Source organism: Dyadobacter sp. LHD-138, from assembly GCF_030929615.1.
Taxonomy (GTDB): Bacteria; Bacteroidota; Bacteroidia; order Cytophagales; family Spirosomataceae; genus Dyadobacter.
Genome location: NZ_JAVFVU010000037.1, coordinates 25,855 through 49,979, shown reverse-complemented (window position 1 = coordinate 49,979; position 24,125 = coordinate 25,855). Strand labels below are relative to the sequence as shown.

Annotated in this window: 20 protein-coding genes; 5 read left to right on the top strand and 15 right to left on the bottom strand. The window is 43.3% G+C overall.

Features of this window, described 5'->3' with window-relative positions:
• Positions 1–15: 15 nt before the first annotated feature.
• The 9 genes from RB622_RS23900 to RB622_RS23860 form a co-directional block, all read right to left on the bottom strand.
• Positions 16–3,357, bottom strand: a complete 3,342-nt coding sequence (locus RB622_RS23900; protein ID WP_308049244.1) for a UvrD-helicase domain-containing protein — start codon at positions 3,355–3,357, stop codon at positions 16–18.
• Between the two features lie 119 nt (positions 3,358–3,476).
• A complete protein-coding gene (locus RB622_RS23895; protein WP_308049243.1) occupies positions 3,477–3,980 on the bottom strand; it encodes a hypothetical protein in 504 nt (167 codons plus the stop codon).
• 52 nt (positions 3,981–4,032) lie between these two features.
• Complete coding sequence (gene hisC / locus RB622_RS23890) at positions 4,033–5,106, bottom strand: histidinol-phosphate transaminase (RefSeq protein WP_308049242.1); 1,074 nt, start codon at positions 5,104–5,106, stop codon at positions 4,033–4,035.
• A 55-nt stretch (positions 5,107–5,161) separates the two neighbouring features.
• A complete protein-coding gene (locus RB622_RS23885; RefSeq protein ID WP_308049241.1) occupies positions 5,162–5,605 on the bottom strand; it encodes an RES family NAD+ phosphorylase in 444 nt (147 codons plus the stop codon).
• Positions 5,606–6,034 (bottom strand): antitoxin Xre/MbcA/ParS toxin-binding domain-containing protein, encoded by a 429-nt coding sequence (locus RB622_RS23880; protein ID WP_308049240.1) that lies wholly within the window; start codon positions 6,032–6,034, stop codon positions 5,606–5,608.
• Positions 6,035–6,119: 85 nt separating this feature from the next.
• Positions 6,120–7,388, bottom strand: coding sequence for a histidinol dehydrogenase (hisD, locus tag RB622_RS23875; RefSeq protein ID WP_308049239.1), 1,269 nt, complete (start codon positions 7,386–7,388; stop codon positions 6,120–6,122).
• 55 nt (positions 7,389–7,443) lie between these two features.
• Complete coding sequence (gene hisG / locus RB622_RS23870; RefSeq protein ID WP_254560389.1) at positions 7,444–8,304, bottom strand: ATP phosphoribosyltransferase; 861 nt, start codon at positions 8,302–8,304, stop codon at positions 7,444–7,446.
• A gap of 89 nt (positions 8,305–8,393) precedes the next feature.
• Positions 8,394–9,752, bottom strand: coding sequence for a histidine--tRNA ligase (gene hisS / locus RB622_RS23865; protein ID WP_308049238.1), 1,359 nt, complete (start codon positions 9,750–9,752; stop codon positions 8,394–8,396).
• 431 nt (positions 9,753–10,183) lie between these two features.
• Positions 10,184–10,522, bottom strand: coding sequence for a hypothetical protein (locus RB622_RS23860; RefSeq protein WP_308049237.1), 339 nt, complete (start codon positions 10,520–10,522; stop codon positions 10,184–10,186).
• A gap of 110 nt (positions 10,523–10,632) precedes the next feature.
• On the opposite strand from RB622_RS23860, the gene RB622_RS23855 reads away from it, so the two are divergent.
• Positions 10,633–11,409 carry a class I SAM-dependent methyltransferase gene (locus tag RB622_RS23855; protein ID WP_308049236.1) on the top strand — a complete coding sequence of 259 codons (777 nt, stop codon included), beginning with the start codon at positions 10,633–10,635 and terminating at the stop codon, positions 11,407–11,409.
• 42 nt (positions 11,410–11,451) lie between these two features.
• On the opposite strand, the gene RB622_RS23850 is transcribed toward RB622_RS23855, so the two are convergent.
• The 5 genes from RB622_RS23850 to RB622_RS23830 all read right to left on the bottom strand — a co-directional run bounded on the left by RB622_RS23850 (position 11,452) and on the right by RB622_RS23830 (position 19,165).
• Positions 11,452–12,462: a glycosyltransferase gene (locus RB622_RS23850; RefSeq protein WP_308049234.1), complete on the bottom strand. Its 1,011-nt coding sequence runs from the start codon at positions 12,460–12,462 to the stop codon at positions 11,452–11,454.
• A 4-nt stretch (positions 12,463–12,466) separates the two neighbouring features.
• A complete protein-coding gene (hemL, locus tag RB622_RS23845; RefSeq protein ID WP_308049233.1) occupies positions 12,467–13,759 on the bottom strand; it encodes a glutamate-1-semialdehyde 2,1-aminomutase in 1,293 nt (430 codons plus the stop codon).
• 7 nt (positions 13,760–13,766) lie between these two features.
• The gene (locus tag RB622_RS23840; RefSeq protein WP_308049232.1) at positions 13,767–15,476 is read right to left on the bottom strand and encodes an ABC transporter substrate-binding protein; all 1,710 of its coding nucleotides are present in this window, start codon (positions 15,474–15,476) and stop codon (positions 13,767–13,769) included.
• A 121-nt stretch (positions 15,477–15,597) separates the two neighbouring features.
• Positions 15,598–17,421 carry a membrane protein insertase YidC gene (gene yidC / locus RB622_RS23835; RefSeq protein WP_308049231.1) on the bottom strand — a complete coding sequence of 608 codons (1,824 nt, stop codon included), beginning with the start codon at positions 17,419–17,421 and terminating at the stop codon, positions 15,598–15,600.
• Between the two features lie 97 nt (positions 17,422–17,518).
• On the bottom strand, positions 17,519–19,165 hold the full coding sequence (locus RB622_RS23830) for a CTP synthase (protein ID WP_308049230.1): 1,647 nt from the start codon (positions 19,163–19,165) through the stop codon (positions 17,519–17,521).
• A gap of 292 nt (positions 19,166–19,457) precedes the next feature.
• Here RB622_RS23830 and RB622_RS23825 point away from each other — a divergent pair, with 292 nt between their 5' ends.
• Positions 19,458–20,351: a PIG-L family deacetylase gene (locus tag RB622_RS23825; RefSeq protein WP_308049229.1), complete on the top strand. Its 894-nt coding sequence runs from the start codon at positions 19,458–19,460 to the stop codon at positions 20,349–20,351.
• Positions 20,352–20,401: 50 nt separating this feature from the next.
• Here RB622_RS23825 and nspC read toward each other — a convergent pair whose 3' ends face one another.
• The gene (gene nspC / locus RB622_RS23820) at positions 20,402–21,559 is read right to left on the bottom strand and encodes a carboxynorspermidine decarboxylase (RefSeq protein WP_308049227.1); all 1,158 of its coding nucleotides are present in this window, start codon (positions 21,557–21,559) and stop codon (positions 20,402–20,404) included.
• 131 nt (positions 21,560–21,690) lie between these two features.
• Here nspC and RB622_RS23815 point away from each other — a divergent pair, with 131 nt between their 5' ends.
• The 3 genes from RB622_RS23815 (at position 21,691) to RB622_RS23805 (ending at position 23,900) form a co-directional block, all read left to right on the top strand.
• Positions 21,691–22,278, top strand: a complete 588-nt coding sequence (locus tag RB622_RS23815) for a 3'-5' exonuclease (RefSeq protein WP_308049225.1) — start codon at positions 21,691–21,693, stop codon at positions 22,276–22,278.
• Positions 22,275–23,156 (top strand): bestrophin family protein, encoded by an 882-nt coding sequence (locus tag RB622_RS23810; RefSeq protein ID WP_308049223.1) that lies wholly within the window; start codon positions 22,275–22,277, stop codon positions 23,154–23,156. The genes RB622_RS23815 and RB622_RS23810 overlap by 4 nt, the downstream gene beginning before the upstream one ends.
• Before the next feature lie 321 nt (positions 23,157–23,477).
• Positions 23,478–23,900 carry a hypothetical protein gene (locus tag RB622_RS23805; protein WP_308049222.1) on the top strand — a complete coding sequence of 141 codons (423 nt, stop codon included), beginning with the start codon at positions 23,478–23,480 and terminating at the stop codon, positions 23,898–23,900.
• Positions 23,901–24,125 lie beyond the last annotated feature (225 nt).

Below are 24,125 nucleotides of genomic sequence, written 5' to 3'. Positions count from 1 at the left end.
ATTGCAATACATGATTTAAGCTTCATTTGAGGATATCCACTCAACGCCATCGTTTTCTAATGTAATCAAAACCGCTCTGGCCTGTTTTCCTTCATTTGAATATATTTTGACGAGTCTTTTTAAGTGATTGCGCGCCTGGTCGCTCCCGACACCTGCTATAAAAGTCATAAAAACGCAGCTTTCATCCGGCAGCTCGACAAGCCTGTCGACATGCAGCATTTTGCCGCCGGGCAGCAGCAGCTCTTTATTGATCTGCACTTTGGCATTTTCGTCGTACAGGCTGCTTATCGAGTCGTTTTTGAATAATTCGGTAAGTTGTACATACAGTATTTTCGCTTCTTCCCGCGTTACAATCCCGTCACGAACCAACTGACCCGCGGTTTGGGGTAAATCGCTTATCAGATTCATCCTGATCAGCAGGTGACGCATTTTTTGCAAATGATCCTTTTTACGTTCAAAGGTTTCAATATCAAAAATCCGATCGGCCATTCGCCTAAGTCTCAGCGACTCACTCCGGTCATTGCTGATCACTTGATCCATAACAAAAGATTCCGAATTGTTTTTCGAATGGGCATGAAAACATTGATCATCCCCCTGGGAAATAACATACCGCGTTTCGATCTCGTCATAAGTCGGCACTGACTCCGGCACGCTCAGATAGTCGTGCATCCAGGTACTCACCAAAGTCGATTGTTTCCAGTTTTTCTCGCGTTTAGCCAAAACATAAAGCCGCTGCACGGGTCGGGTAAATGCCACGTAAAGCAGATTCAGGTTTTCAACCAGCGTCCTTGTTTTTTCATCCCGGTATTGATCAGCCACCAGCGTATTTTCCAAGTCTTTAACGACGGAGACAAGAGAACTTCGTAATTTTTTATCCGGTAATTCCTCCGCACTATCGTCGGCGAGGCTCAATTCGTCGTAGGAAATCTCATCCAGATCGATCCATAGCCTGTCCAGTTTTGCATTCGGGGTCACTTTCCAGTTCGCATATGGAACGATAACCACGGGATATTCCAGGCCTTTTGACTTGTGGATCGTAGTGATTCTGAGGGCATCCGTATCTGCCGGAATGGTAATGGAAAGCTTATTTTTGGCCGTTTCCCAATGCTGAAGAAAATCACCCAGGTGATTACTTCGTCTCGTTCCGAATTCCAGCACGACGTCCAGAAACCTGAATAAATATTGGTTTTCTGTCTTATTCTCAAAAAGGCCAAAAGTTTGCATCAGCAACTCGCTTAACTCGAAAACGGTTAGCTGGCGCATGCGAAAGGCTGTCAGTTCCATTTCATATTTTGCGAAATAGGATAAAAAACTATCCAGGCCTTTTTGGGTGCAAAGCAAACGAAGCGCTTCATGTTCTTCCGCCGTTGGATTTTCCTTCCTTATGACACGGTGGAACAAATAAGCAGCTTCATAACGTTTCAAACGCTGATCCGTGTGAAGCACTTCCATGAAAGAAATCACAAAATGCACGGATCTTGAATAACCCAACGACAAAGCATCGTCGGAAATTAACGGATATCCGATTTCCTTTAAAGCATTCGCCAGTGACGTTGCTTCTTTCTTTTTCCTGCATAAAATAGCGATATCCCGCCATTGATAACCGCTTGCGCGTAATTCAGAAATCAATTCCAGGCTTCTCGTTACAATCGCATCGTTTTTTGTTTCAACCTCTGAAAAATCATCTCCATAGTCCTGCATATCCAGAAATTCAATTTGAACATGGCCACCTTCGTTAACACCGGGAGGAATTTCCTGTTTGAAATTTTCGTCATAAACCCCTTTGATCAGCGGATATTCCTCCCCTACTGTTTCTGAAATAAATCCAAAAAACTGATTATTGAAAGTAGTGATCTCACGGAAACTCCGGCGGTTGGTTCGCAGGTGATCTATCTCCAAGTGACTGTCAACGCTCCATAATCGCTCTTCATTGTAAATATTATCACCAAGGATTGGAACCAGCTGCATAACCTGATTTTGAGCGAGATGCAGGATAAGATCCATATCACCTCCGCGGAAACGGTAAATGGATTGTTTGGCATCACCCACGATCAGGTTAAAATAGCCATCAGCCAGCGCATTCTCGATCAGCGGCAGCAAATTGGCAAACTGCAATTTTGAGGTATCCTGGAATTCATCAACCAGAATATGATTATACTTTTCTCCAAGTCTTTCGAAAATAAAAGGAACCGGTTCTTTTGATACAATTTCAAGAATCCGCCTGTTAAAATCCGAAATATGGACCTGATTGTTTTGCCTCAAAAGTGCATCAAATTCCTTACGTATTTCCCCAAGCAGGGACAGGTTATACAGATGCCGGTCAAGCTGAAGGTATAACGTTATTTTTTCCGACTCTCCGTTTCTTATATTTTCAATCTCATGATATAGTCGTTCGAGTTCAACCCGGATTGACTCGATTTTATCTTTGATGGGTGCAGCCGCTTTGGCGCCATACCAGTTATCCTCCCCGATGGTTTTTCCGCTGACATAAGAGTTCGGGGCAGTCCATAAGTTTTTACGTTCGCTTCTATCCTTAAAATAACCATATATTCCACGTCCTCCCTGATAGAAATCCTTGTCCAACAGATATTCATTGACGATCAGTTCAAAACCGCTTGTCGCCAGCCTTTTTATCGCATCTTCCCTACCCTTTACAAATGCGCGCATCTGATTCCGGATTGCTACCCAGTCGCCCATTTGAAGCTCCGCCACACGCTGCATTTGCAAATAGCTCTGCTCGCTTAACAAGGTTCCGGCAGTCTCCCGGATCTGCATCGGCAAAGCAGCCCAGCTTTTTCCCTCTTCTGCCTTTTCGCGGTAATATCGCTCGACAATATCCGATAGTACTTCCTCACCCTCCTGGCCGATTCTTGCCAGCACCCGGTCCACGGCCTCGTCCAGCAAATCGCCATCGAGCTGTGTTTCAAAAACAAATGGAATACCCAACTCATCGGTAAAACTGCTGATAAGCCGCTGGGTAAATTTATCAATCGTCATGACCGAGAAATCCGAATAACGATGCAAAATCTGTCTAAAAACCAGCTGGGCCCTTCCTGAAATAAGTTCTTTTGCACCGGCATAAAGTTCCGGGTCTTCCAGGGTAGACGGGTACAATTCCGTAACCACATCACGAAGCATCGGATGTTCGGGATCCGGCGAAGACATCGCGCCCGAAAATATCCTGAGCATCAATAAAATACGCTCTTTCATTTCGTTGGCAGCAGCATTGGTGAACGTTACAGCCAGAATTTGCCTGAAATAGGTATCCGAATTGGAATGCAGGGCAAGTTTGAGATATTCCTTGGTAAGGGTGTAGGTTTTACCTGAACCAGCCGATGAGCTATATACTTTGAACACGTTGGAATTTACTTATTTTGAGGAGTAAAAATGGCATTTATAAATGACCAGAACCAATTTACAAAAAAAGCAGGCTTAATGCCTGCTTTTCCTTTTATCTTATTTAAAAAGTTCAGACGCTACAAGTTAAATCTGATACCTCCTGATATATTAGGACTAAAAAAGAATGGAGCCGGAATGACCTCTACATAGGTACCTCCTTCAAGAAACACCGAAATACGGTTGTTAGGGATAAAATATTCAACACCACCGATCGCCGAGCCGCCTAAAGAAACGGCACCGTTGGTCTTTTCGTTGCGTTTGGTATAACTTCTGCTGTTGACCTGCCCGCCTAAACCGTAATACACGTGAACGGATTCAGAATTAAACAAAGGTGTGTGCCACAAATAGTGAACCTGTACCGACAAGCCGACATTTGGTCTTACTTTGTCATTCCTATAACTTTCTTTCAGCATGCCATAGGTACCAATCGTTACATCGATGGCATTGATGTTATTGAAATATTTACGGATATTCACTCCGGTTGGCTCTCCCAGTTTAAAGCCAACAGCCCAGTTGTCATTTTGTGCCTGTGCGAATCCAAAGCAGAGTGTACAAATAAAGATTAGTGCTAGTTTCTTCATAGTTTAACAGTTGGTGCGGAAAATAATTAGTTATAGTGTGAATGAAAGTGTTTTACGCAATTACGCTATTTTGTTTAAATTTCTTCAAAGATTCCACCAAAAGCTCATTTTCCTCTTTCGTACCCACCGTAATCCGCAAACATCCTTCACATAGATGTACCCGGGAACGGTCCCTGACAATGATCGCCTCATCGATCAAATAAGCCATCACAGACTTTGCATCGTCAAACTGCACAAGCAGGAAATTGGCATCCGATGGAAATACTTTATTCACCAACGATAAATTTTCCAGCATCGTACGTAAATAAGCTCTTTCTTTCAGAATTTCTTTAACCATTTCATCTTTTTTCTCCACCGCACTTAAACCTTCCAATAATGCACGCTGTGCGGGCAGACTGATATTATAAGGCGATTTAATTTTATTCAGAATCTTAATCAGCTCGGCAGAAGCGAAACACATCCCCGCACGAAGCCCTGCAAGTCCCCAGGCTTTAGAGAAAGTTTGCAAAACCACCAGATTCGGGAACGCGTCAAGACGCCCGATCCATGAAGCGGAATCCGTGAAATCAACATAGGCTTCGTCCACAACAACCAGGCCGTTAAAGTTATTCAGGAGCGTTTCGATTGCGCTATCCTGCATCACATTTCCGGTCGGGTTATTTGGCGTGCAGACCCAGATAATTTTGGTGTCCGGTGTAATCGCTTTTAAAACCGCATCCACGTCAATTTGATAATCTGTCGTAAGAGAAACTTTATCAATCTGCACGTTATGGATTGAAGCGCTTACTTCATACATCCCGTACGTTGGCGGCAGGATAATCACGTGATCCTTTTCCGGCGTGCAGGTTGCTCTGATCAGTAAATCGATTGGTTCATCACTTCCGTTTCCAAGAAAAATACGGTTCGTACTGATATTTTTTATCGGGCTTAATTTCGCTTTTATTTCCGCCTGATACGGGTCCGGATATCGGTTATAATGCGCTTCGGTAACAGATCCGTGTGGATTTTCATTGGCATCCAGAAATATACCTGCATGACCGGTGTATTCATCACGTGCAGAAGAATACGGAGCCAACGTTAAAATGTGGGGGCGAATGACCGAGTTCAGGTCGAAAGAGTTATTCATTTGTATTGCTATTTGAGAGCATCAGGCCGGCAGCTGCGGTTGATCTCATTGATTATTAAAACAATCTTTTGTCAAACTGGAAAGGTTCAAGATGGATGACCTTCACCGAAGCGGCCTCGGGATGTGCCGGGTTAATCAGATAATTTTTTTCGGCAGGCACAATAGCTGAGGGCACGCGCATCAGTAACGACTCATTATTCTGAAGCCACAAATCCCCTACTTCCTTGCTCCATTGCTGATCCTGATACCAGTCGGTCGGAGGATATGTCAGGTTGATCACCGATGCCGTATCCGGTACAAATAACACCACCACCACATAACCCTGCGGAGGACTCGGCTGTTGCCAGTGCACAATTATTTCCAGCATTGCCAGCGATCTCCGTGAAGCCGTATACAGCATCGAATTTTGCGGAGTATTCCACCGGCCACCATGATAATATGCCCCGATACCGCTTAAATCATTCTGATACTCCGATCTGGTTATCCTGAATAATTCCATTTATGCAAAAATACCGTGTTCGATACGCCCCAATTCAGTTTTCACCAATTCAATTCCGGCGTGTGTACGGAGGAACTGAATTGGTTTTTCACTGCCAAGAGCCAGAATATCGCGGTTCAGCCAATCCAGAAAATATTCCCTTCCCAGCACCCGGGTGCCTACGGAAAAAAGATCTGCCAGCGCAATAAGATGGTCAGAAACCACATTGCTCAGCAGATCAGTATCATTATAACGTTGCAAATTCCTTGGCGTTACGGGCAGAAGTAAAATAATATCCTTCAATTCCAAACCAGCGGAATCAGCAAGGTGCTGTATTGCCGCTTTGGGAATGCCGTTTTCAGCAAGGTATGCAAGATCGAAATCATTTTTCACAGCATGTTTAAGGACATTATAGCCCCCCAAACGCTCATTAACCATAAATGCTGTCATCTTTTCTATCAATTTAGAAGACGAGAAATTAGTCTTCCAAATATACGACATTTTTCCGTGCGTTATAATTTTTCGAAAATTATAATCACAAAAGGGCATTTAATCTGATGCTGACCGCTCTTTTATGCGCATCCAATGATTCAGCCTCGGCCATCGCTTCGACCGTCGGGCCAATGTTTTTAATTCCGGCCTCGGTAATATGCTGAACCGTAATTTTTTTCACAAAACTATCCACGGAAACACCGCTGTATGCACGGGCATAACCGTTTGTTGGCAGCGTGTGGTTCGTACCGGACGCATAATCACCGCAAGATTCAGGTGTATAGTTGCCAAGAAAAATAGAGCCCGCGTTAAAAATTTTATCAGAAACCAGTTCTGCATCTTTCACACTCAGAATCAAGTGTTCGGCGGCATAATCGTTCAGGATATCGATCGCTTCGTACGCTGAATTAACCAGGATTGCCTTACTGTTTTCAATCGATTTCGAAGCCAGTTCACGCCGTGGCAACTGTTCCAGCTGTGTGGTCAATTCATCATTGACAGCGCTTAAAAATTTCTCACTCGTAGAAACCAGAAGCACCTGACTATCAGCACCGTGTTCGGCCTGAGATAATAAATCGGCCGCTACAAAAGCAGGCACCGCTGTATCATCCGCATACACCGCAACCTCCGATGGTCCCGCAGGCATATCAATAGCAACACCTTCTTTGCTGATCAACATCTTAGCCGTAGTAACATACTGATTACCAGGGCCAAATATTTTATAAACTTTTGGCACACTTTCCGTCCCATAAGCCATCGCTGCAATCGCCTGCGCACCGCCAATTCTGAAAGCAGACGTAACACCGACAAGTTTTGCCGCAAATAAAATAGCCGGATGATTCGAAGGCGTGCAAAGCACCACTTCTTTACAGCCCGCCAATTGTGCCGGAATTCCTAACATCAACACCGTACTAAACAAAGGCGCAGTGCCTCCCGGGATATAAATCCCAACTTTTTCGATGCCCACGCTGCGTCTCCAGCAGGTAACACCTGGCATGGTTTCAATCTTTTCAGCCGGCTGCAATTGCGCCTTGTGAAAAGTATAAATATTCTGATAAGCCTGGCGGATCGCTGTTTTCAGTGTTGAATCCAGTTGTCCCTCAGCCGCATCAAATTCTTCCTGTGAAAAAGCAAATTCTGATAAATCAATACCATCAAATTTCTTCGCCAGCTCACGTAAACCCTCATCTCCACGCGATTTTACCAAATCAAGAATTGGTAAAACCTTCCCTTCAATAGCCAAAGAATCCTGCACAGGCCGTGTCAGTAAATCCGGCCATTCACTTCTTTCAGGATAAGAAATTATATTCATAATTACTAGTATTCATCACCCAGCTGAAAGCCGATTGCTGCCAGCCGACAACATTTTAAAGAATCATTTTCTCAATTGGAATCACCAGAATCCCCTCTGCACCTGCCTGTCTGATCTTTTCGATATTTTCCCAAAAATCATTTTCATTGATCACCGAATGAATCGAACACCAGCCCTCAGTAGCCAATGGCATTACGGTCGGCGCCTTCATGCCCGGTAAATATTTAGTAATTTCATCCACTGCGTTTGTCGGGCAGTTCAATAAAATATATTTGTTATTTTTTGCAACCTGAACCGATTTGATACGGAACAAAAGCTGATCCAGTAACACCTGCTGCTCAGCCGTCAAATGCTTGCTCGCAATCATCACCGCTTCCGATTTAAAAATCGTCTGCACTTCTTTCAAACCGTTGCTCAGCAAAGTACTTCCCGAGCTTACGATATCACAAACTGCATCAGCCAGGCCGATACTCGGTGCGATTTCTACCGAACCACTAATTTCGTGGATCTGGGCGGTAACGTTATTTTCAGCAAGATATTTACCCAAAAGTTTTGGATAAGAAGTAGCAATACTTTTCCCTTCAAGATCCTGAACACCGCTGTAATCGTGCTCTCTTAAAACACCAATCGAAAGACGGCATTTTGAAAAACCCAGCTTATGCACCGTATTTACGTCTCTGTCCGACTCTTCCGAAACATTTTCTCCAACGATCCCCAGATGTGCAACGCCGTCTTCTACATAACCCGGAATATCGTCATCACGCAGAAACAAAATTTCAGCAGGAAAATTAGTAGCAGACGTTTTAAGTTTTCCGGCTCCGTTATCAAAACGAATACCACATTCCTTGATCAGTTTCAAAGAATCTTCACTTAACCGACCTGACTTTTGTATTGCAATTCGTAATATATTATTCATGATCTTTTTAAAATGAGCTGGGGTTTCGGCGGGGCAGTCCCGGCAGTCAGCTTATATGCTATTGTTTATTATTTATAAATCCGTCCGGTTTATTGTACAACCGCTATTAATTCCTCAACAGTTCCCTTTTGCTGCTCCCCTGTCTTCATATTTTTCAAAGTAAGCTGCCCGGTACTGATTTCGTCAGAGCCGATCAGGATTACAAAAGGGATATTCTTGCGATCCGCGTAATCCAGCTGCTTTTTCAGTTTCACCGAATCCGGATACATTTCGGTATTAATTCCGGCCTCGCGCAATTTTGGCAAAATAGACAAACCGTATTGAAACGCCTGCTGATCAAAATTCGAGATCATTACTTTCGTACTGATCGTTTGATTTTCCGGAAAAAGATTTAACTCTTCCATCACATCATAAATCCTGTCCACACCAAAAGATATACCAACACCCGAAATGCCAGGCACACCAAAAGTCCCGGTCAGGTTATCGTATCGTCCGCCACCGCAAATGCTGCCTATCTGTACATTATTGGCCTTCACTTCAAATATCGCCCCGGTGTAATAAGACAACCCTCTGGCAAGTGTCACGTCAAACTGAATGCGGGCATTTTTTAAGCCAAGTGCGTCAACCATTTGCCACACCTGCTCCAATTCGTCAATTCCTTTCAAACCGATTTCAGACGTGGCAAGCCAGGTCCGTAAGTCTGCAAAAGGATTTTCGCCACCGGTTAAAGAAAAAACGGGATCCAGCAACGCGATGCTCTCCTCTGAAAAATTACGCTCACGCAATTCATCGATCACTTTTCCCTTTCCGATTTTATCAAGTTTATCAATCGCAACGCATAAGGTTCCTTCCTGTCCGTGCGCGCCGATCATATCCGCAATACCGGTCAGAATTTTTCTGTTATTAATTTTAACCGTAAAATCTTCAATACCCAGCTGAGGCAAAATATCATGCAGCAGCAAAACAATTTCCGCTTCACAAAGTAACGACTCTGTGCCAACAACATCGGCATCGCACTGGTAAAATTCACGGTAACGGCCTTTTTGCGGACGATCCGCTCTCCAAACCGGCTGAATCTGATATCTTTTAAAAGGCATCACCAGCGTACCACGGTTCATGACGACATAACGCGCAAAAGGGACAGTCAGATCATAACGCAAACCTTTTTCCGAAATCTTGCTTGTCAGTGGCTTGTAACCCGCATGCCAGTCCGCATCCGTAAGTTTTCCGCTAAAATCGCCTGAATTTAACAGTTTAAAAAGAAGCTGATCTCCTTCGTCGCCATATTTGCCCATCAAAACAGAAAGGTTTTCAAAAGCGGGCGTTTCCAAAGGCTGGAATCCATAACGTTGGAAAGAGCGTCGGATGGTATCAAATATAAAGGTGCGTTTCACCATTTGTTCGGGACCGAAGTCACGGGTGCCGCGGGCAAGGCTTGGTTTACTCATTCTAATTTAAAAAATCTTCAAATAGTCAATCGCTGTTATAAATGTTTAGTTCCCGATATTTTCATTTTCCGCTTACTGCTCAGCGCCGAAGCCGAAAATTGTAACGGATAAAACGTATACATTCAGCATTTAAAAATGTAAAGTTAGAGAGGTTATGCAATTTTTATGACTATTCGCTACTTTATTTACGCATTTTTCCTTAATTTTGCGGCTCTTTCACAAAACTATAATTTTAAAAATGGGAGTTACGGAACTAAAACGTAAGAGTCGTAGAAATAAAGCTGTGGCAAATAATCGTACAGCAACAATCAAAAACCTTTTGCGTAAGCCAGAAGTAAGAAATGTCGACGTTGAGGCTATCAAAGCACAGTTTGAAGCTAACAAGCAGTAATCAAACGCCTCTCCGATACTATGTTATCAACAAGTCCCTGTCAATCTGTTTTGGTAGGGCTTTTTGTTTTTTTGTCGGATTTGCCTTTTCGGGCAGGTGCTTTACGGATTTCTTTGGCATTTACTTTACGCAAAAGCTGGCGCATGCTGCGTCTGGTTTCCCGGCGAACATCGAGTAATATACGAAACCTGAGTGCTTCGCCGAAAAAAATCAGTCCGGTGTTAATTAAGCCAAGGCTGTACAACCCGAGCAATACCCAAACCTGCGTTGGCTCTCCGATACGCCGCTGATGGGCCGCTTCGCTTAGTACCCAAAGGCCGCAACTGAATAAAATTAGTCCCAAAGGAGCCAGAATCAGCCACTTGGTACGTGTTGACATTCTTTTTATAAGTTGCTTGCCCGGTGGCTTTGGATTATGTGCTGGAATCATTTTTAGAGATTATTACTGAGTAAGAACATAAAATTATTAATTTTTAATCAATTGGTTTAATGAAAGCCATCATAAGTTTAGTTTTACGTTATATTCCGCGCCCTTATTTACAATTAATTGGTCATTGGGTAGCCCGTTTTCTTAGCGTTTTTTACATGGGCAGCAAAGTAGAATGCCCTGTTTGCAACAGCCAATACCGCCAGTTTTTGCCCTATGGAAGAAACACATCCAGCCGGGATAACGCCCTGTGTCCCCATTGTTTATCATTGGAAAGGCACCGTTTAATGGGACTTTATTTAAAACGCAAAACCAACTTTTTCACAGCCGATCTTAAAGTTTTACATGTTGCGCCGGAGTATTGTTTTATCGACCGCTTCGAGCACATGAAAAATCTTGACTATATCACCGGCGATATTGAATCGCCGCTGGCAAAAGTGAAAATGGACATTCATGATATCCCTTTTCCTGACAATACTTTTGATGTAGCCTTCTGTAACCACGTGATGGAGCACGTTGATGATTATATCAAAGCGATGAGCGAATTACACCGGGTTTTAAAGCCGGGAGGCTGGGCGTTGATCCAGTCGCCGCAGGACATGAAATACGCCACTACCTATGAAGACCCGACGATAACAGATCCGCGCGAACGTGAAATTCATTTCCTGCAAAATGACCACCTGCGTCTTTTTGGAAGAAATTATGGACGTGAACTGGAAAAAGGCGGATTTACTGTTAAGGAAGACCGTTTTGTCATGGACGAACTTACACCCGTCGAAGTGAAACGTTATTCCCTGCCCGGAGAAGAAATTGTATATTTTTGCCAGAAAACGGCATAAAAAAACCGGCAGCTTTTTATAAAACTGCCGGTTAAAATAAATTCATGAAGGATATTCAATCGTCGCGCCGGTTTCCCGGTGCGATTTTTTTTCCCATATCCTCGTCCATCCTTCCTGTATAAACCCAATACCGTAGCCAAAAAGCTGGACAAAAGCAGCCATTACACTCAAAACCGCTACTTCCAGGCTCTTCGTTGTTCTCACCGCATCGATAAATAAAAGAATTACATACACGGCCATTCCTGCAATCCCGAGGTAGAAAAAAGGTTTGAATACAAAAAACCAGACCGGAATACTGCTCACGCCAACTGTAAACAGCAGCGGAAAAGTATGCACAAGCTTTAATTCGTCCGGGTAAAACCGGGCAATATTGATCCTGGCCCGGCCGAAAAATTTCAGCTGCCTGAAAAACTGCGCAAATTCCGTCCGTCTTTTATGATAAATAAATGCTTCGGGAATCAATGCAGACTTAAATCCCAGACGCAAGGCGGCAATACTGAATAAAATATCCTCTCCCATCCGGCTCGTAAGAAAACCGCCCGTACGCTCCCAAACTGCCCGTGAAAGCCCCATGTTGAAGCTACGCGGATGAAAGGTTCCGCCCATGTTGTTCTTTTTCCCACGAATCCCGCCCGTTGTAAAAAAAGACGTCATGGAATAACTGATGGCTTTCTGGATCGGTGAAAAAGAAGGGTGATCCGTATCCGGACCACCATACAGATCAACATAATCCTGGTTCAGCTTCGCATCTACAATCGCCAGATAATCGGGCTCGATCAGCGCATCTGAATCCAGCAGGATAAAATAATCGCCGGATGCTTTTTCAAAACCCGTATTTCTGGCAAACCCCTGACCACCGTTTTCCTTATAAAAGTAATGGATATCCAGTCTGGTTTGAAAAGATGCAACCACCTGGTCCGCTTTGATCTTCGAACCATCTTCGATGATAATAACTTCAAAATTTCTGAAAGTCTGAACGCTCAGGCACGCCAATAATTCCTGCAACTCCTCAGGGCGGTTATAAACAGGAATTATGACCGAATATTTACGCATTATCTTATCCGATTACTTCTTTTAGAGATTCTTCATTGGCCTGTATAATGCGAGCGATGTGGCTGTCTTCCAAAGCTGTGGACAGGAACATGCTTTCAAACTGAGAAGGTCCCATGTAAATACCACGGTCAAGCATCGCATGGAAATATTTCCCAAACAACGGCAGATCGGACGTTTTCGCAGAAGGAAAATCCGTCACGGCTTGTTCGGTGAAGAACAAAGTGTACATCGACCCAATGCTGTTCATGGTATAATTCAATCCCAGTTTTTTCATCGAATTCGTAAATCCATTAACCAGTTTATGGCCCGATGCTTCCAGTTGGGTATATACTTCCGGATGCTCGTCCAGATAATGCAGCATCGTCAGCCCGGCTGCCATCGCAATCGGATTTCCCGATAATGTACCTGCCTGATAAACCGGTCCCAGCGGAGAAACCCAGTTCATAATTTCGGCCTTCCCGCCATAGGCACCTACGGGCATCCCGCCACCGATGATCTTACCGAGCGTTGTCAGGTCAGGTTTGATACCGAAACGCTCCTGAGCCCCTCCTTTTGAAAGACGGAAACCAGTCATCACTTCGTCAAAAATAAATACGATACCTTCCTGGTCACAGATCTTGCGCAGGCCTTCCAGAAACCCTTCGGCCGGAAGTACACAGCCCATATTTCCTACAACCGGTTCAAGGATCAAGGCTGCAATCGCCCCTTTATTGGCATCCACAAGCCTTTGAACAGCCTCCAGATCGTTGTAAGGAGCCGTTAAAGTATCATTAGCCACCCCTTTTGTTACACCCGGACTATCCGGCGTTCCAAAGGTAACCGCACCACTTCCGGCAGCGATCAAAAAGCTATCACCATGCCCATGATAACAGCCTTCAAATTTGATGATCTTATCGCGGCCGGTAAACCCACGTGCCACGCGAATCGCCGACATCGTAGCTTCCGTACCCGAATTTACCATCCGCACCTTTTCAATGGACGGCACCATGGATACGATCAGTTCGGCCATTTCCACCTCTCTTCTCGTGGGTGCACCAAAAGAAAAAGAATGCTGGATTGCATCTGCAACGGCTTTTTGTATCAAATCATGCCCGTGCCCCAAAATCATCGGGCCCCATGAATTGATTAGTTCTATATACTCGTTATCATCTTCGTCATAAACGTACGGTCCCTTCGCGGACTTAATAAAAACCGGAGAACCTCCTACTGCACGAAACGCGCGAACCGGTGAATTCACACCACCAGGAATAAAATTTTGCGCCTTTTCAAATAAGGCCTGACTCGTTGAAATATTCATATTTAAATTATCTAACCGGCACCCATTTGGCACCACTGTACTTTAATAAAGGTGAGATCTGGTTTTCACGTGATTTGGTAAAATCAAAACCTGAAAGGAGGTAGTCATCGTCATACTTTCTCATTTCCAATCCTTTTTTCAGGCCGTCTTTGTATTTGGAAAGCATACGTCCGAAAAACAATAACTGGTCGTATCCCTGATAAGAATATGACGACGGGAATGTATTCGTCTGCGTCCAGTACGCTTTTTGAAATTCACGTACTTTTTCTTTTTCCCGGTCTACATAATCAGTTTCAATCAGATATAACCTCGAACCATATTTGCCCAAACGCGACTGCTGCAAATTGAAGCTCGCAGAGTTAGCCACGACCGGAATGGATGTTAAGGTCCGTGCATTTAAAACTTCAATCAAAGCCGAACCCGCATTGCCGTCAGAAGCAAAAAGTGCCACATGTGCAGGTTTCTCGGTTGCAAATGAGGATATCTTTCCTTCCAGCCACTCGCGTTCTGAAATTATTTTCAACATTTCTATGACTTTACCGCCTCGTGCTTTCAGCTCACTGGCATAAGCAAAAGCCATCACCGAATCCTTCGCGTTGTTTCCGTAATAAATGGCGACAGAAGGGCCGGGAGCAACAGTCCGCATCCATTCTGCTGTCTTTTTGATTTGAAAAGCAATGGACGGATGCGCCAGAAACATATTGTCTCCGTGAGTCAGCAGGTTCCCGTCTGTCGACAAAGGATTTAACATAAACATGCCAGTATTAGCCACGTATTTGGCAGCAACATCGAAAGTGCCGGGATACAAGGGTCCAATAACCAGGTCGGATTGCTGAAAATCGGCGTTGCCTACAATCGCTATCATCGATTTATCGTCATTGCTGACGTCATAAGCCCAAAGATTAACCTTTACACCTTCTGTTTCCAATTGTCGTTTGGCCTCAACAAGCCCCAGATAATAGTCGTAAGCAAACTGATTTGAACGTCTTTTGGATGAGCTGAACTCGTCCAAACGAAATGGCAGCATCACCGAAACGTTCAGATACCCCTTTTCCCATTGGTTGGCTCTCTTGGGAATACTTTTTTGCGGACCAACTGCATTGGTCGCATTTTTCTCCTTGCTGCTCACCTTAAATTGTGCGATAAGCTGATCGGCCTGCATTTCATCGGTTTTCGTTGACGTCGGTGTGCGTTTAATGAACTGAATGAGCTCAATGGCAATGTCACGATCGTCAGGAAACTGCTTCTGGATTTCCTTCAGCTTGGCAAGATCCGTAATGGAACCAAAATAATGCTGTTTTAATCCCTGTATATCTTTGTTGTAGGACGAATCTTTGATGCGCTGTAAAAAGCCAAGCCCCTCCTTATACTGTTCCGTTTCCAAAAGATTCGCCCCCAGCAAATAGTATGCATCGTTGATTTTATTCCAGGCAGGATACCGACTAACCAGCTGAAGAAGCATTTGCTTGCTCTCCCGGTATCTTTTGAGGTTATAAGTCGCCAATCCATAGTAATAATGTGCATATGCCGAATACGGAGCCTGCACACTCGCGTTGGTCAACGGTGCCAGTTTCTCGACGGCCACGTTATATCTTCCCTGTTTAATGTCAGAAACAGCTGCTTTGTATTTGGTTTCATTTTGTGCAGGCGATTGAGCAAAAGATACCCTGCTCAGGCCCAGACAAATGAGTAGTATCAAAATAACGGAAAATCTCATTGGCTTTTCAGTCAGGTTAAATTTGGTGGGACAAATTACGAAAACCGTTTAAAGAGAAAAAGAAACGGGCAATGTTTCCCTTCCGAAACATTGCCCTTCCTCATTTAATAAAATACCTTTATTACTTCTTTTTCGCGCGTTTTTCCAATTCAGCCTGTTTCTTTTTGGCTTCATCAGCAGCTTGCAGCGACTTAGAAAGATATTGCTGGAACTTGGTTTGTTTCTTTTCGCCAGATGCGTTCTTCTTGCGGTTTTCTTCAAGAATATTTCTGATCTTATCTTCGTTCACAAACTTTTTGATCAACAACTGCTGACCGATCGTAACAACGTTCGATACAAAGTAGTAGAATGTCAAACCTGCCGGGAACGAGTTAAGCACGAACATAAACATCAGCGGCATGATGTAACTCAACATTTTCATATTAACCGGACCAGGCTGTGTCGGCGTGATCTGGTTGTTATAATAAGCATATCCGATACTGGAAATCGTCATCATGATCGTAAACAAACTTACGTGATTACCGTAAAATGGCAGAGAAAACGGAAGTTTGATGAATGAATCATAGGTTGACAAGTCGCCCGCCCAAAGGAAAGACTGCTGTCTTAACTCAATTAAGTTCGGGAACAAAAAGAAGAGCGAGAACAAGATCGGCATCGTCGCCAGGACGGGTATACAGCCACTCAACGGGCTCACGCCAACTTCCTGATACAATTTCATTTGATCCTGCTGCTGTTTCGCCATGTCATCAGGATTACGTGCTTTCAGCTCTTCAAGCTCAGGAGCAAGCAATTTCATCTTCGCCATGCTGATGTACGATTTGTAAGTCAGCGGCGTTAACAGCGTTTTTACAAACAATACAAGACAGATGATCAACAGACCATAATTCGAAATAAATCCTTCCAGGAAGTTAAACAACGGAACCAGAAAGAATTTGTTGATCGGCTTTAAGAAAGCATAACCAAGGTAAACGTTCTCTTCAAAATTTTCCGCCTGAATTTTCTGAACGATATGATAATCGTTTGGTCCGATGTAAAATTTGAAATTAGCTTCGTTTTTCTGAACTGCCGACATCGGGATCGATGCTGCCACATTCGCAGTTTTTACGATCGTCGTGTCATTGATGTTAACGTCAGCTTTTACATCAACATCCGTAAATGGATGTTTTTCAGAAATCAAGCCTGCGAGGAAATACTTGTGTTTAATCGTAAACCATTTAACAGGCTCCTCCGCTTTTGCTGCTTCGTTAGCCGTTGGGCTTTGCGTAAGACTGTGAAGTCCGTCCGTATAATAGTTGACCGTGATCGCCTTACGGTTCTCGGTCATATCATTTTCAAGCTTCAAAAGATCGTTTTTCCAGTCAAGCCGGATCGACTTGTCACCAGCCACAAGACTGTTGGATTTAATTCCATAGTCAATCACATAACCCGATCCGTGCACCACGTAAGTTTGCTCAACAAACTGGTTTTTACCCAAATCAGTACGATACGTGATGATCGCGGAATCTTTCTCCGCAAGGGTCTGGCCCGTTGCTGCGGTTGTGAAATATTGATTGGCTAAGTTGATATTTCCCGTTTGTGTAGGGAAATCAATTTGAAATTTATTGTGATTTTCAAGAATCAGGTAAAGCGGTTTTTTATCAAAAGTTTTGTATTTTTTCAACATCACTTCTTTCAAAACGCCACCTTTATTGGTAAAAACAATACGGGAATCAGTTGTTTCAATCACTAAATCCTGAGGGGTCATTTTAACAGCAGTCGAATCACCATTGGCCGAAATTACCTGAGCGGAATCCGTAACTGTTTCTGCTTGTGCTGTGGTCGCCTTGGCTGAGTTCGTACTCACTTGTTCTACCGGCGCAGGTTCAACTGGTTTCGGAACCAGAAACTGATAGCCTACCAGCATTAGCATGATGAGTACTAAGCCGATTACAAAATTTTTATCCATTCTTAACTTAAAATTATTGAGATATTAACCCCATCGGGAGGGCAAATGTAATAAGTTTTTCCTGATTGGCTTTCCTGCATGGCAGGAATAGATCAAATCAGGACACAAGCGAACGTTTTTCCTGAGAATAAGCCAACGCTGCTTTTACGAAATTGACAAAAAGCGGATGTGGGTTCATGACAGTACTTTTTAATTCCGGGTGAAACTGTACCCCAACATAAAACGGATGTCCAGGGAGTTCAACCATTTCAACCAGATTATTGTCCGGATTGATACCAGTAGCCAGAAGACCTTTTTCCTCAAAATCCTTCAAATACTTGTTATTGAACTCGTAACGGTGGCGGTGACGCTCTTTGATGTTCAATTTTCCGTAAATCCGGTTGGCAAGGGAATCCTTTTTCAAACGGCAGGGATAGGCTCCCAAACGCATGGTACCACCTTTATTGGAAACATCTTTCTGATCTTCCATCAAATGGATTACAGGAAATTCAGTAGCAGGGTCCATCTCAACAGAATGCGCACCTTCGAGTCCAACAACATTACGTGCATACTCAATAACGGCCATTTGCATACCCAAACAAATTCCAAAGAAAGGAATTCCGTTTTCACGAACGTACTGGATTGCTTCAATTTTACCGTCAATTCCTCTCTCTCCAAAACCTGGTGCAACCAAAACGCCATCCAATCCTGAAAGTTTTTCAACTACATTTTCAGGTGTCAGGCTTTCGGAATGGATCCATTCGATGGTTACCTTACATTCGTTTGCAGAACCTGCATGAATAAATGATTCAACGATCGATTTGTAAGCATCATGTAATTCAACATACTTTCCAACCAAGCCGATTTTAATCGCATCGATAGGATTTTTAAGTCTCGAAAGGAATGTTTTCCAGGCTTCCAGATCCACGTCTTTGTCATTATATATGTCAAGCATATACAACGCGCGCTGATCCAGTCTCTCCTTAAGCATTAACAAAGGCACCGCATAAATAGTGTCTGCATCCATTGCTTCGATAACCGAATTGATCTGTACGTTACAGAATAACGCAATTTTTTTACGCAGATCCGTTGGCAAAGGATGTTCGGTACGACAAACCAGAATATCCGGCTGAATACCAGACTCCTGCAACATTCTTACCGAGTGCTGGGTTGGTTTGGTTTTCAATTCGCCCGCCGAATTCAAATAAGGAATCAGGGTCAGGTGAATAATTAACGTATCGTTATGTCCCCGTTCAAATTTGATCTGACGCACGGCTTCAAGGAAGGGCAAAGATTCGATATCCCCTACGCAACCGCCTATTTCAGTGATTACGATGTCATAATCGCCGCTTTGTCCCAACAGCAGCATGTTTCTTTTTAACTCATCGGTAATGTGCGGAACCACCTGAACCGTTTTACCAAGGAAATCACCGCGTCTTTCAGCCGAGATTACATTATGATAAATCCTTCCGGTCGTAACGTTGTTTGCCTGAGAAGTGCGAACGTTCAAGAAACGCTCGTAATGACCTAAATCCAAATCCGTTTCAGCACCATCGTCCGTTACATAGCATTCACCATGCTCGTAAGGATTCATAGTCCCCGGATCAATATTAATATATGGATCAAATTTTTGAATTGTAACTGAAAGCCCTCTGGCTTGCAGCAATTTAGCAAGAGATGAAGCTATTATCCCTTTACCTAATGAAGATGTAACACCGCCCGTAACGAAAATGTACTTAGCGGTCTTTCGTGCTTTGGAAGCCATAAGACTTTGCTTTTTTTCTATGATTACGGGATACAAAAGTACAGCAAAAAAGGCAGAATTTAACATCAATGGCTTTAAATATTTCTATTCCTTTTCGTAAGCGATTGTAAGTCTATACGATTAACTGATAAAAAAATATTATTTGAACATTTCCGCGAATGCGTTTAACCGCATAAATAACCCACAAAATGCTATTTTTTGGATAACGATACCGATTTTGATGATGTTAAAAATGAATTAAAATCACTATTTTAGCAACCTGCTAAACCATATCTTAACCAAAAAATAATTTATGAAAAAATACCTGCTGCTCTGTTTCGGCTGTTTTTTATTCCAATTTACCCAGGGACAAGTGCAAAAAACAGAACCTTCACCCCCTATACGTGTTATTGTTTTTGGCGCACATCCCGACGATTGTGACCTAGGTGCTGGGGGGATTGCCAGCGTATATTCGTCCATGGGTCATAAAGTTAAATTTGTTTCACTCACGAACGGGGATAAAGGACATCAGGATATCGGCGGCGGAGAATTATCCAACCGGCGCCTGAAAGAGGCAAAGGAAGCCGGGAAGCGACTGGGTATTGCGTATGACGTGCTAGATAATCATGACGGAGAGCTGTTGCCAACTTTGGAAAACCGTTTGGCGGTTATTCGCCTGATCAGGGAATGGAATGCCGACATTGTGATTGCACCTCGTACCAATGATTACCACCCCGATCACCGCAACACCGGTGTGATTGTTCAGGATGCTGCTTATCTGGTAATTGTTCCCAATATTTTAAGCAGCGTTCCCCCACTAACCAAAAATCCACTATTCCTTTATTTCAGAGACCGATTCCAGCGACCTAATCCGTTCCGCCCGGATATCGCAATCGACATCACGACCGTTTTGCAAAAGAAAGTATATGGACTGGATGCGCATGTTTCGCAGTTTTACGAATGGCTTCCCTGGACCAGCCAGGATCTTGACAATGTCCCAAAGGATACTGAAGAGCGAAAAAAATGGCTTTTAACGGGCATGGAAAGAAGGTCATCCGTAACCCCCGAAATAAAAGTATCCCTGGATAAATGGTATGGCAAGGAGAAAGCGGAACAGGTGAAATACGTGGAGGTTTTCGAGATCTGTGAGTATGGAAAGCAACCATCCAACGAAGAAATAAGGCGGTTGTTTCCGATGATCCCTTAAATAAAAACTGACCTTACAGATGCAGATAACACCTGTAAGGTCAGTTTTTACTATGATAAACGGTCTTTAAAACTTTCGTAGCCGTAAGCGCGGATCAGCCGGAATGTTTGGTCCTTTTGCCAAATACCAATGGAAGGAAGGTTAACACCGTTAAAAGTGGTCGTTTTTACCATGGTATAATGGATCATGTCTTCAAAAATGATCTGATCGCCAATTTCCAGCGGTTTATCAAAAGAATAATCCCCGATAAAGTCACCAGCCAGACAAGTCATCCCGCCCATCCGGTACGTTGGTTTTCCCGGTTGCGCTTCATGATAAGCACCGCGAATCACCGGCTTGTAAGGCATTTCCAAAGTATCGGGCATGTGTGCGGCAAAAGACGTATCCAAAATGGCAACATCAATTCCCTGGCTATCCATGACATCCAGAACCGTCGTCACAAGCTCCCCGGTGCGCCACGCAATGGCCGAACCCGGTTCCAGAATAACCTCGATGTTATATTTCTCACGGATCTTTTGAACAAGGCTGATCAGTTTTTCAATATCATAACCTTCCCGGGTCATCAAGTGCCCACCGCCCATATTCAGCCATTTGGCCTGATGCAACAGATCCGCAAACCGTGATTCAAGCGCTTCCAGTGTCCTTTCCAGTGTTGACGAATCATTCTCGCAAAGTGAATGAAAATGAATGCCGTCTATTCCTTCCGGTAAAACATCAGGCAGCTTGTCGCGCGTTACGCCTAAACGGGAACCCGGTACGCAAGGATTGTACATATCCGTTTCCACCTCGGAATACTGCGGATTTACCCGAATCCCGCAAGATAAAGCATGATTTGGGTTCGTTGCCTTAAAATCCTCAACCCTTGATTTAAAACGCTCGCACTGACTGAAAGAGTTGAAAGTGATATGGCTGCTGCGCTCCATGATCTCCGTAAATTCCCGGTCCAGATAAGCCGGCATATAGGTATGGGCCCGGTATCCCATAAAATCGTTGATCAGCTTCACCTCGTTCAGAGAGCTGGCCGTTGCGCCGCTCAGATACTCCTTTACTATCGGAAACGCACTGTACATCGAGAACCCTTTCAGCGCAAGAATAATTTTGCAGCCGGCCGATTTCTGTACATGATCTATTAAGGTAAGATTTTTGCGAAGGAGCTCTTCCTCTAAAACAAAACAGGGAGATGGGATATTGGTGTAATCAATTAACATTTTTATATACAAATGAACGATGAATCAATGAGCTAAAAGCAATGTTTTTTTACATTTGCACACAAAAGTAAAAGATTGAATTGCCAAAAACGCATTTTACAATTTTCATTTCAAATTAATAATACAGAACTATGTCCTTCCTTGTACTTGATATTGAAATGACCGGCCCCGAGCCAGGCTGGAATGAAATCATACAGATCGGCGCCGAATTATTTGATGATCAGTGGCGTTCGCTCGGCACCTACCTGCAAAATGTTTATCCTGAAAACGAGGAAGCCTTCACGGCAAAGTCGGAGGAGGTGCACGGATTATCCATCGACGACCTGGAAGATGCCCCGATGATTTATGAGGTTATTCCCGAGTTTGAAAAGTGGATCAAGAAACTGAATGCCGGGAAACCGAATTTGTCCAACGTCATTATTTGCGGACAAAGTGTGATATACGACATCAATTTTCTGCGTTTCGCCTACCGGAAGGAGAAAATAAACTGGCCATTCTCCAATAAAATGATTGATTTGCACACGGTATCCTATTTATTTTTCATGATGCTGGAAAAAAACAGAAAATCAGTTCCGAGATCATTAAGTCTGGGTTCAGTAGCCAGCTATTTCGGTTTCGAAAGAGAAGACGAAACCCACAACGCTTTGGAAGATGCGCAGTTGACAGCAAGATGTTTCAAAGAATTCTTTAAATTGATAGACCAAGTCAAACTCATATGATCGATTACAACCCCAAGGACTGGCTTAAATATATATTTTACTTTCAAAAAGCTGATACGGTCAGGAAGCTTATGCCGCTCATTTTAGGCATTGGTGCTTATTCCACCGTTTTAGCCTATCTCATTCTCGTCGTGTGGCGGATTGGCGAAAACACGGACCTGAAGAATATTTCCTTAATGCATTCCCTGCTCGGGTTTGTTATTTCCATGCTGCTCGTTTTCCGGACCAATACAGCCTACGACCGCTGGTGGGAAGGGAGGAAACAATGGGGAGGGTTGATGAATTCCAGCAGAAATCTTTCTCTGAAAATAAGCGGACTGGTTGGAAAAGAGCACCCGGAAGAACTTGAATTTTTCAGAGTTATGATCCCCAACTATGCTTTCGCCTTCAAAAATCATCTGCGGGGCCGCTTCATTGCCAATGATTTTACGGAATTGCCTGAATTCAGACAGTCGGACCTACACCTGGACGACCATATCCCCAACCAGATTGCGGCCGCGCTTTTCAAAAAATCCATTGAATTACAGCGCAAAGGAATCATTCTGCCCGAACATGTTTTACTCTTAAACACCGAACTGGAATCCTTTACCAATATCTGCGGCGCCTGTGAAAGGATCAAAAACACTCCTATTCCATTATCTTATAGTTCTTTCATCAAGAAATTCATCTCGATGTACTGTTTAACCCTGCCTATCGGGTATGTTTTCAGTCTGCATTTTCTGGTAATTCCTTGTGTGATGTTCGTTTTTTACGTACTGGCTAGTCTTGAAGTAATTGCCGAAGAAATTGAAGATCCCTTCGGTGTGGATGCAAACGACCTGCCGATTGACCGGATATGCCAGGGTATACAAGCCTCTGCCAACGCATTGCTGAAATAACTTCGGTTTTAGTACAATTTCATGATCAATTCTTAAAAACTCATTAGAATTTCAGTCATTTTCACCTACCCTCCGAAGTGTTCTTTAAACCGAAATTCTCGGATTAAAACTTTTTTTTTACATTAATGGTAGTAAATCAAAAGACACTTCCGGTAGTTTTGCAATTTTCCGATAATTATTGCATTATTCTGTATCCAGTTATTTGAAATTTATAAAAAACCTCGATTCTGAGCAAATTAGGTACTTTCTAAAAGATAGTGTTACTTGCATATGATCCTTCGGGGTTGTTATTTATTATTCATCAGATAACCATCGATTCATATGTATAAGTCACCCTTCATCATAGCTTTTTTGTTATCGGCAGCATTAATTTTTAACTCTGCCAATGCACAATCGTCTAATCAGGTTGATCCGGGTATATCAACGCATAATTATAAACATCCTAATAAAGCGGCGAAAGCCAAGGCTCAGCGCACAGATGAAATTGTTGTGTCAAACATCAATACCATCGAAACGTACAGCAAGCAGCAAAATAAGCGTTACGTGAGCAAAACCCCTAAGTACGCTCCCCGTGCTACGCCATTGGTTATAAACAGGACCTATCAGAAAGAAGGTGTTGAGATTAACCCGCTGACATCCCCTAGAAATTATAAAACGACGAATATTTCAGATAAAAATCAAGAATCGTCTGTGCCTGATTTCGATAATAAAGCGGATTCACTGCTTAGCTCGACACAGAATTAAGGTCTGGAAAACTACAAAAAAACCGGTTCCGAAAGGTTCCGGTTTTTTTTGTGCCCTTATGGTTTGGGTGTCACTTTTCTATAAAATGTTCCCTCAAAACGAAACTTCTTTAAAAAGTACAAAATGTACCTTTTTTTATTATTGAAATAATGCAAAACAATGAAATTAAATTTGAACCAATAGCGTTTATTAATCAAGCAGAGGAGAATATAGCACTGAACCCTG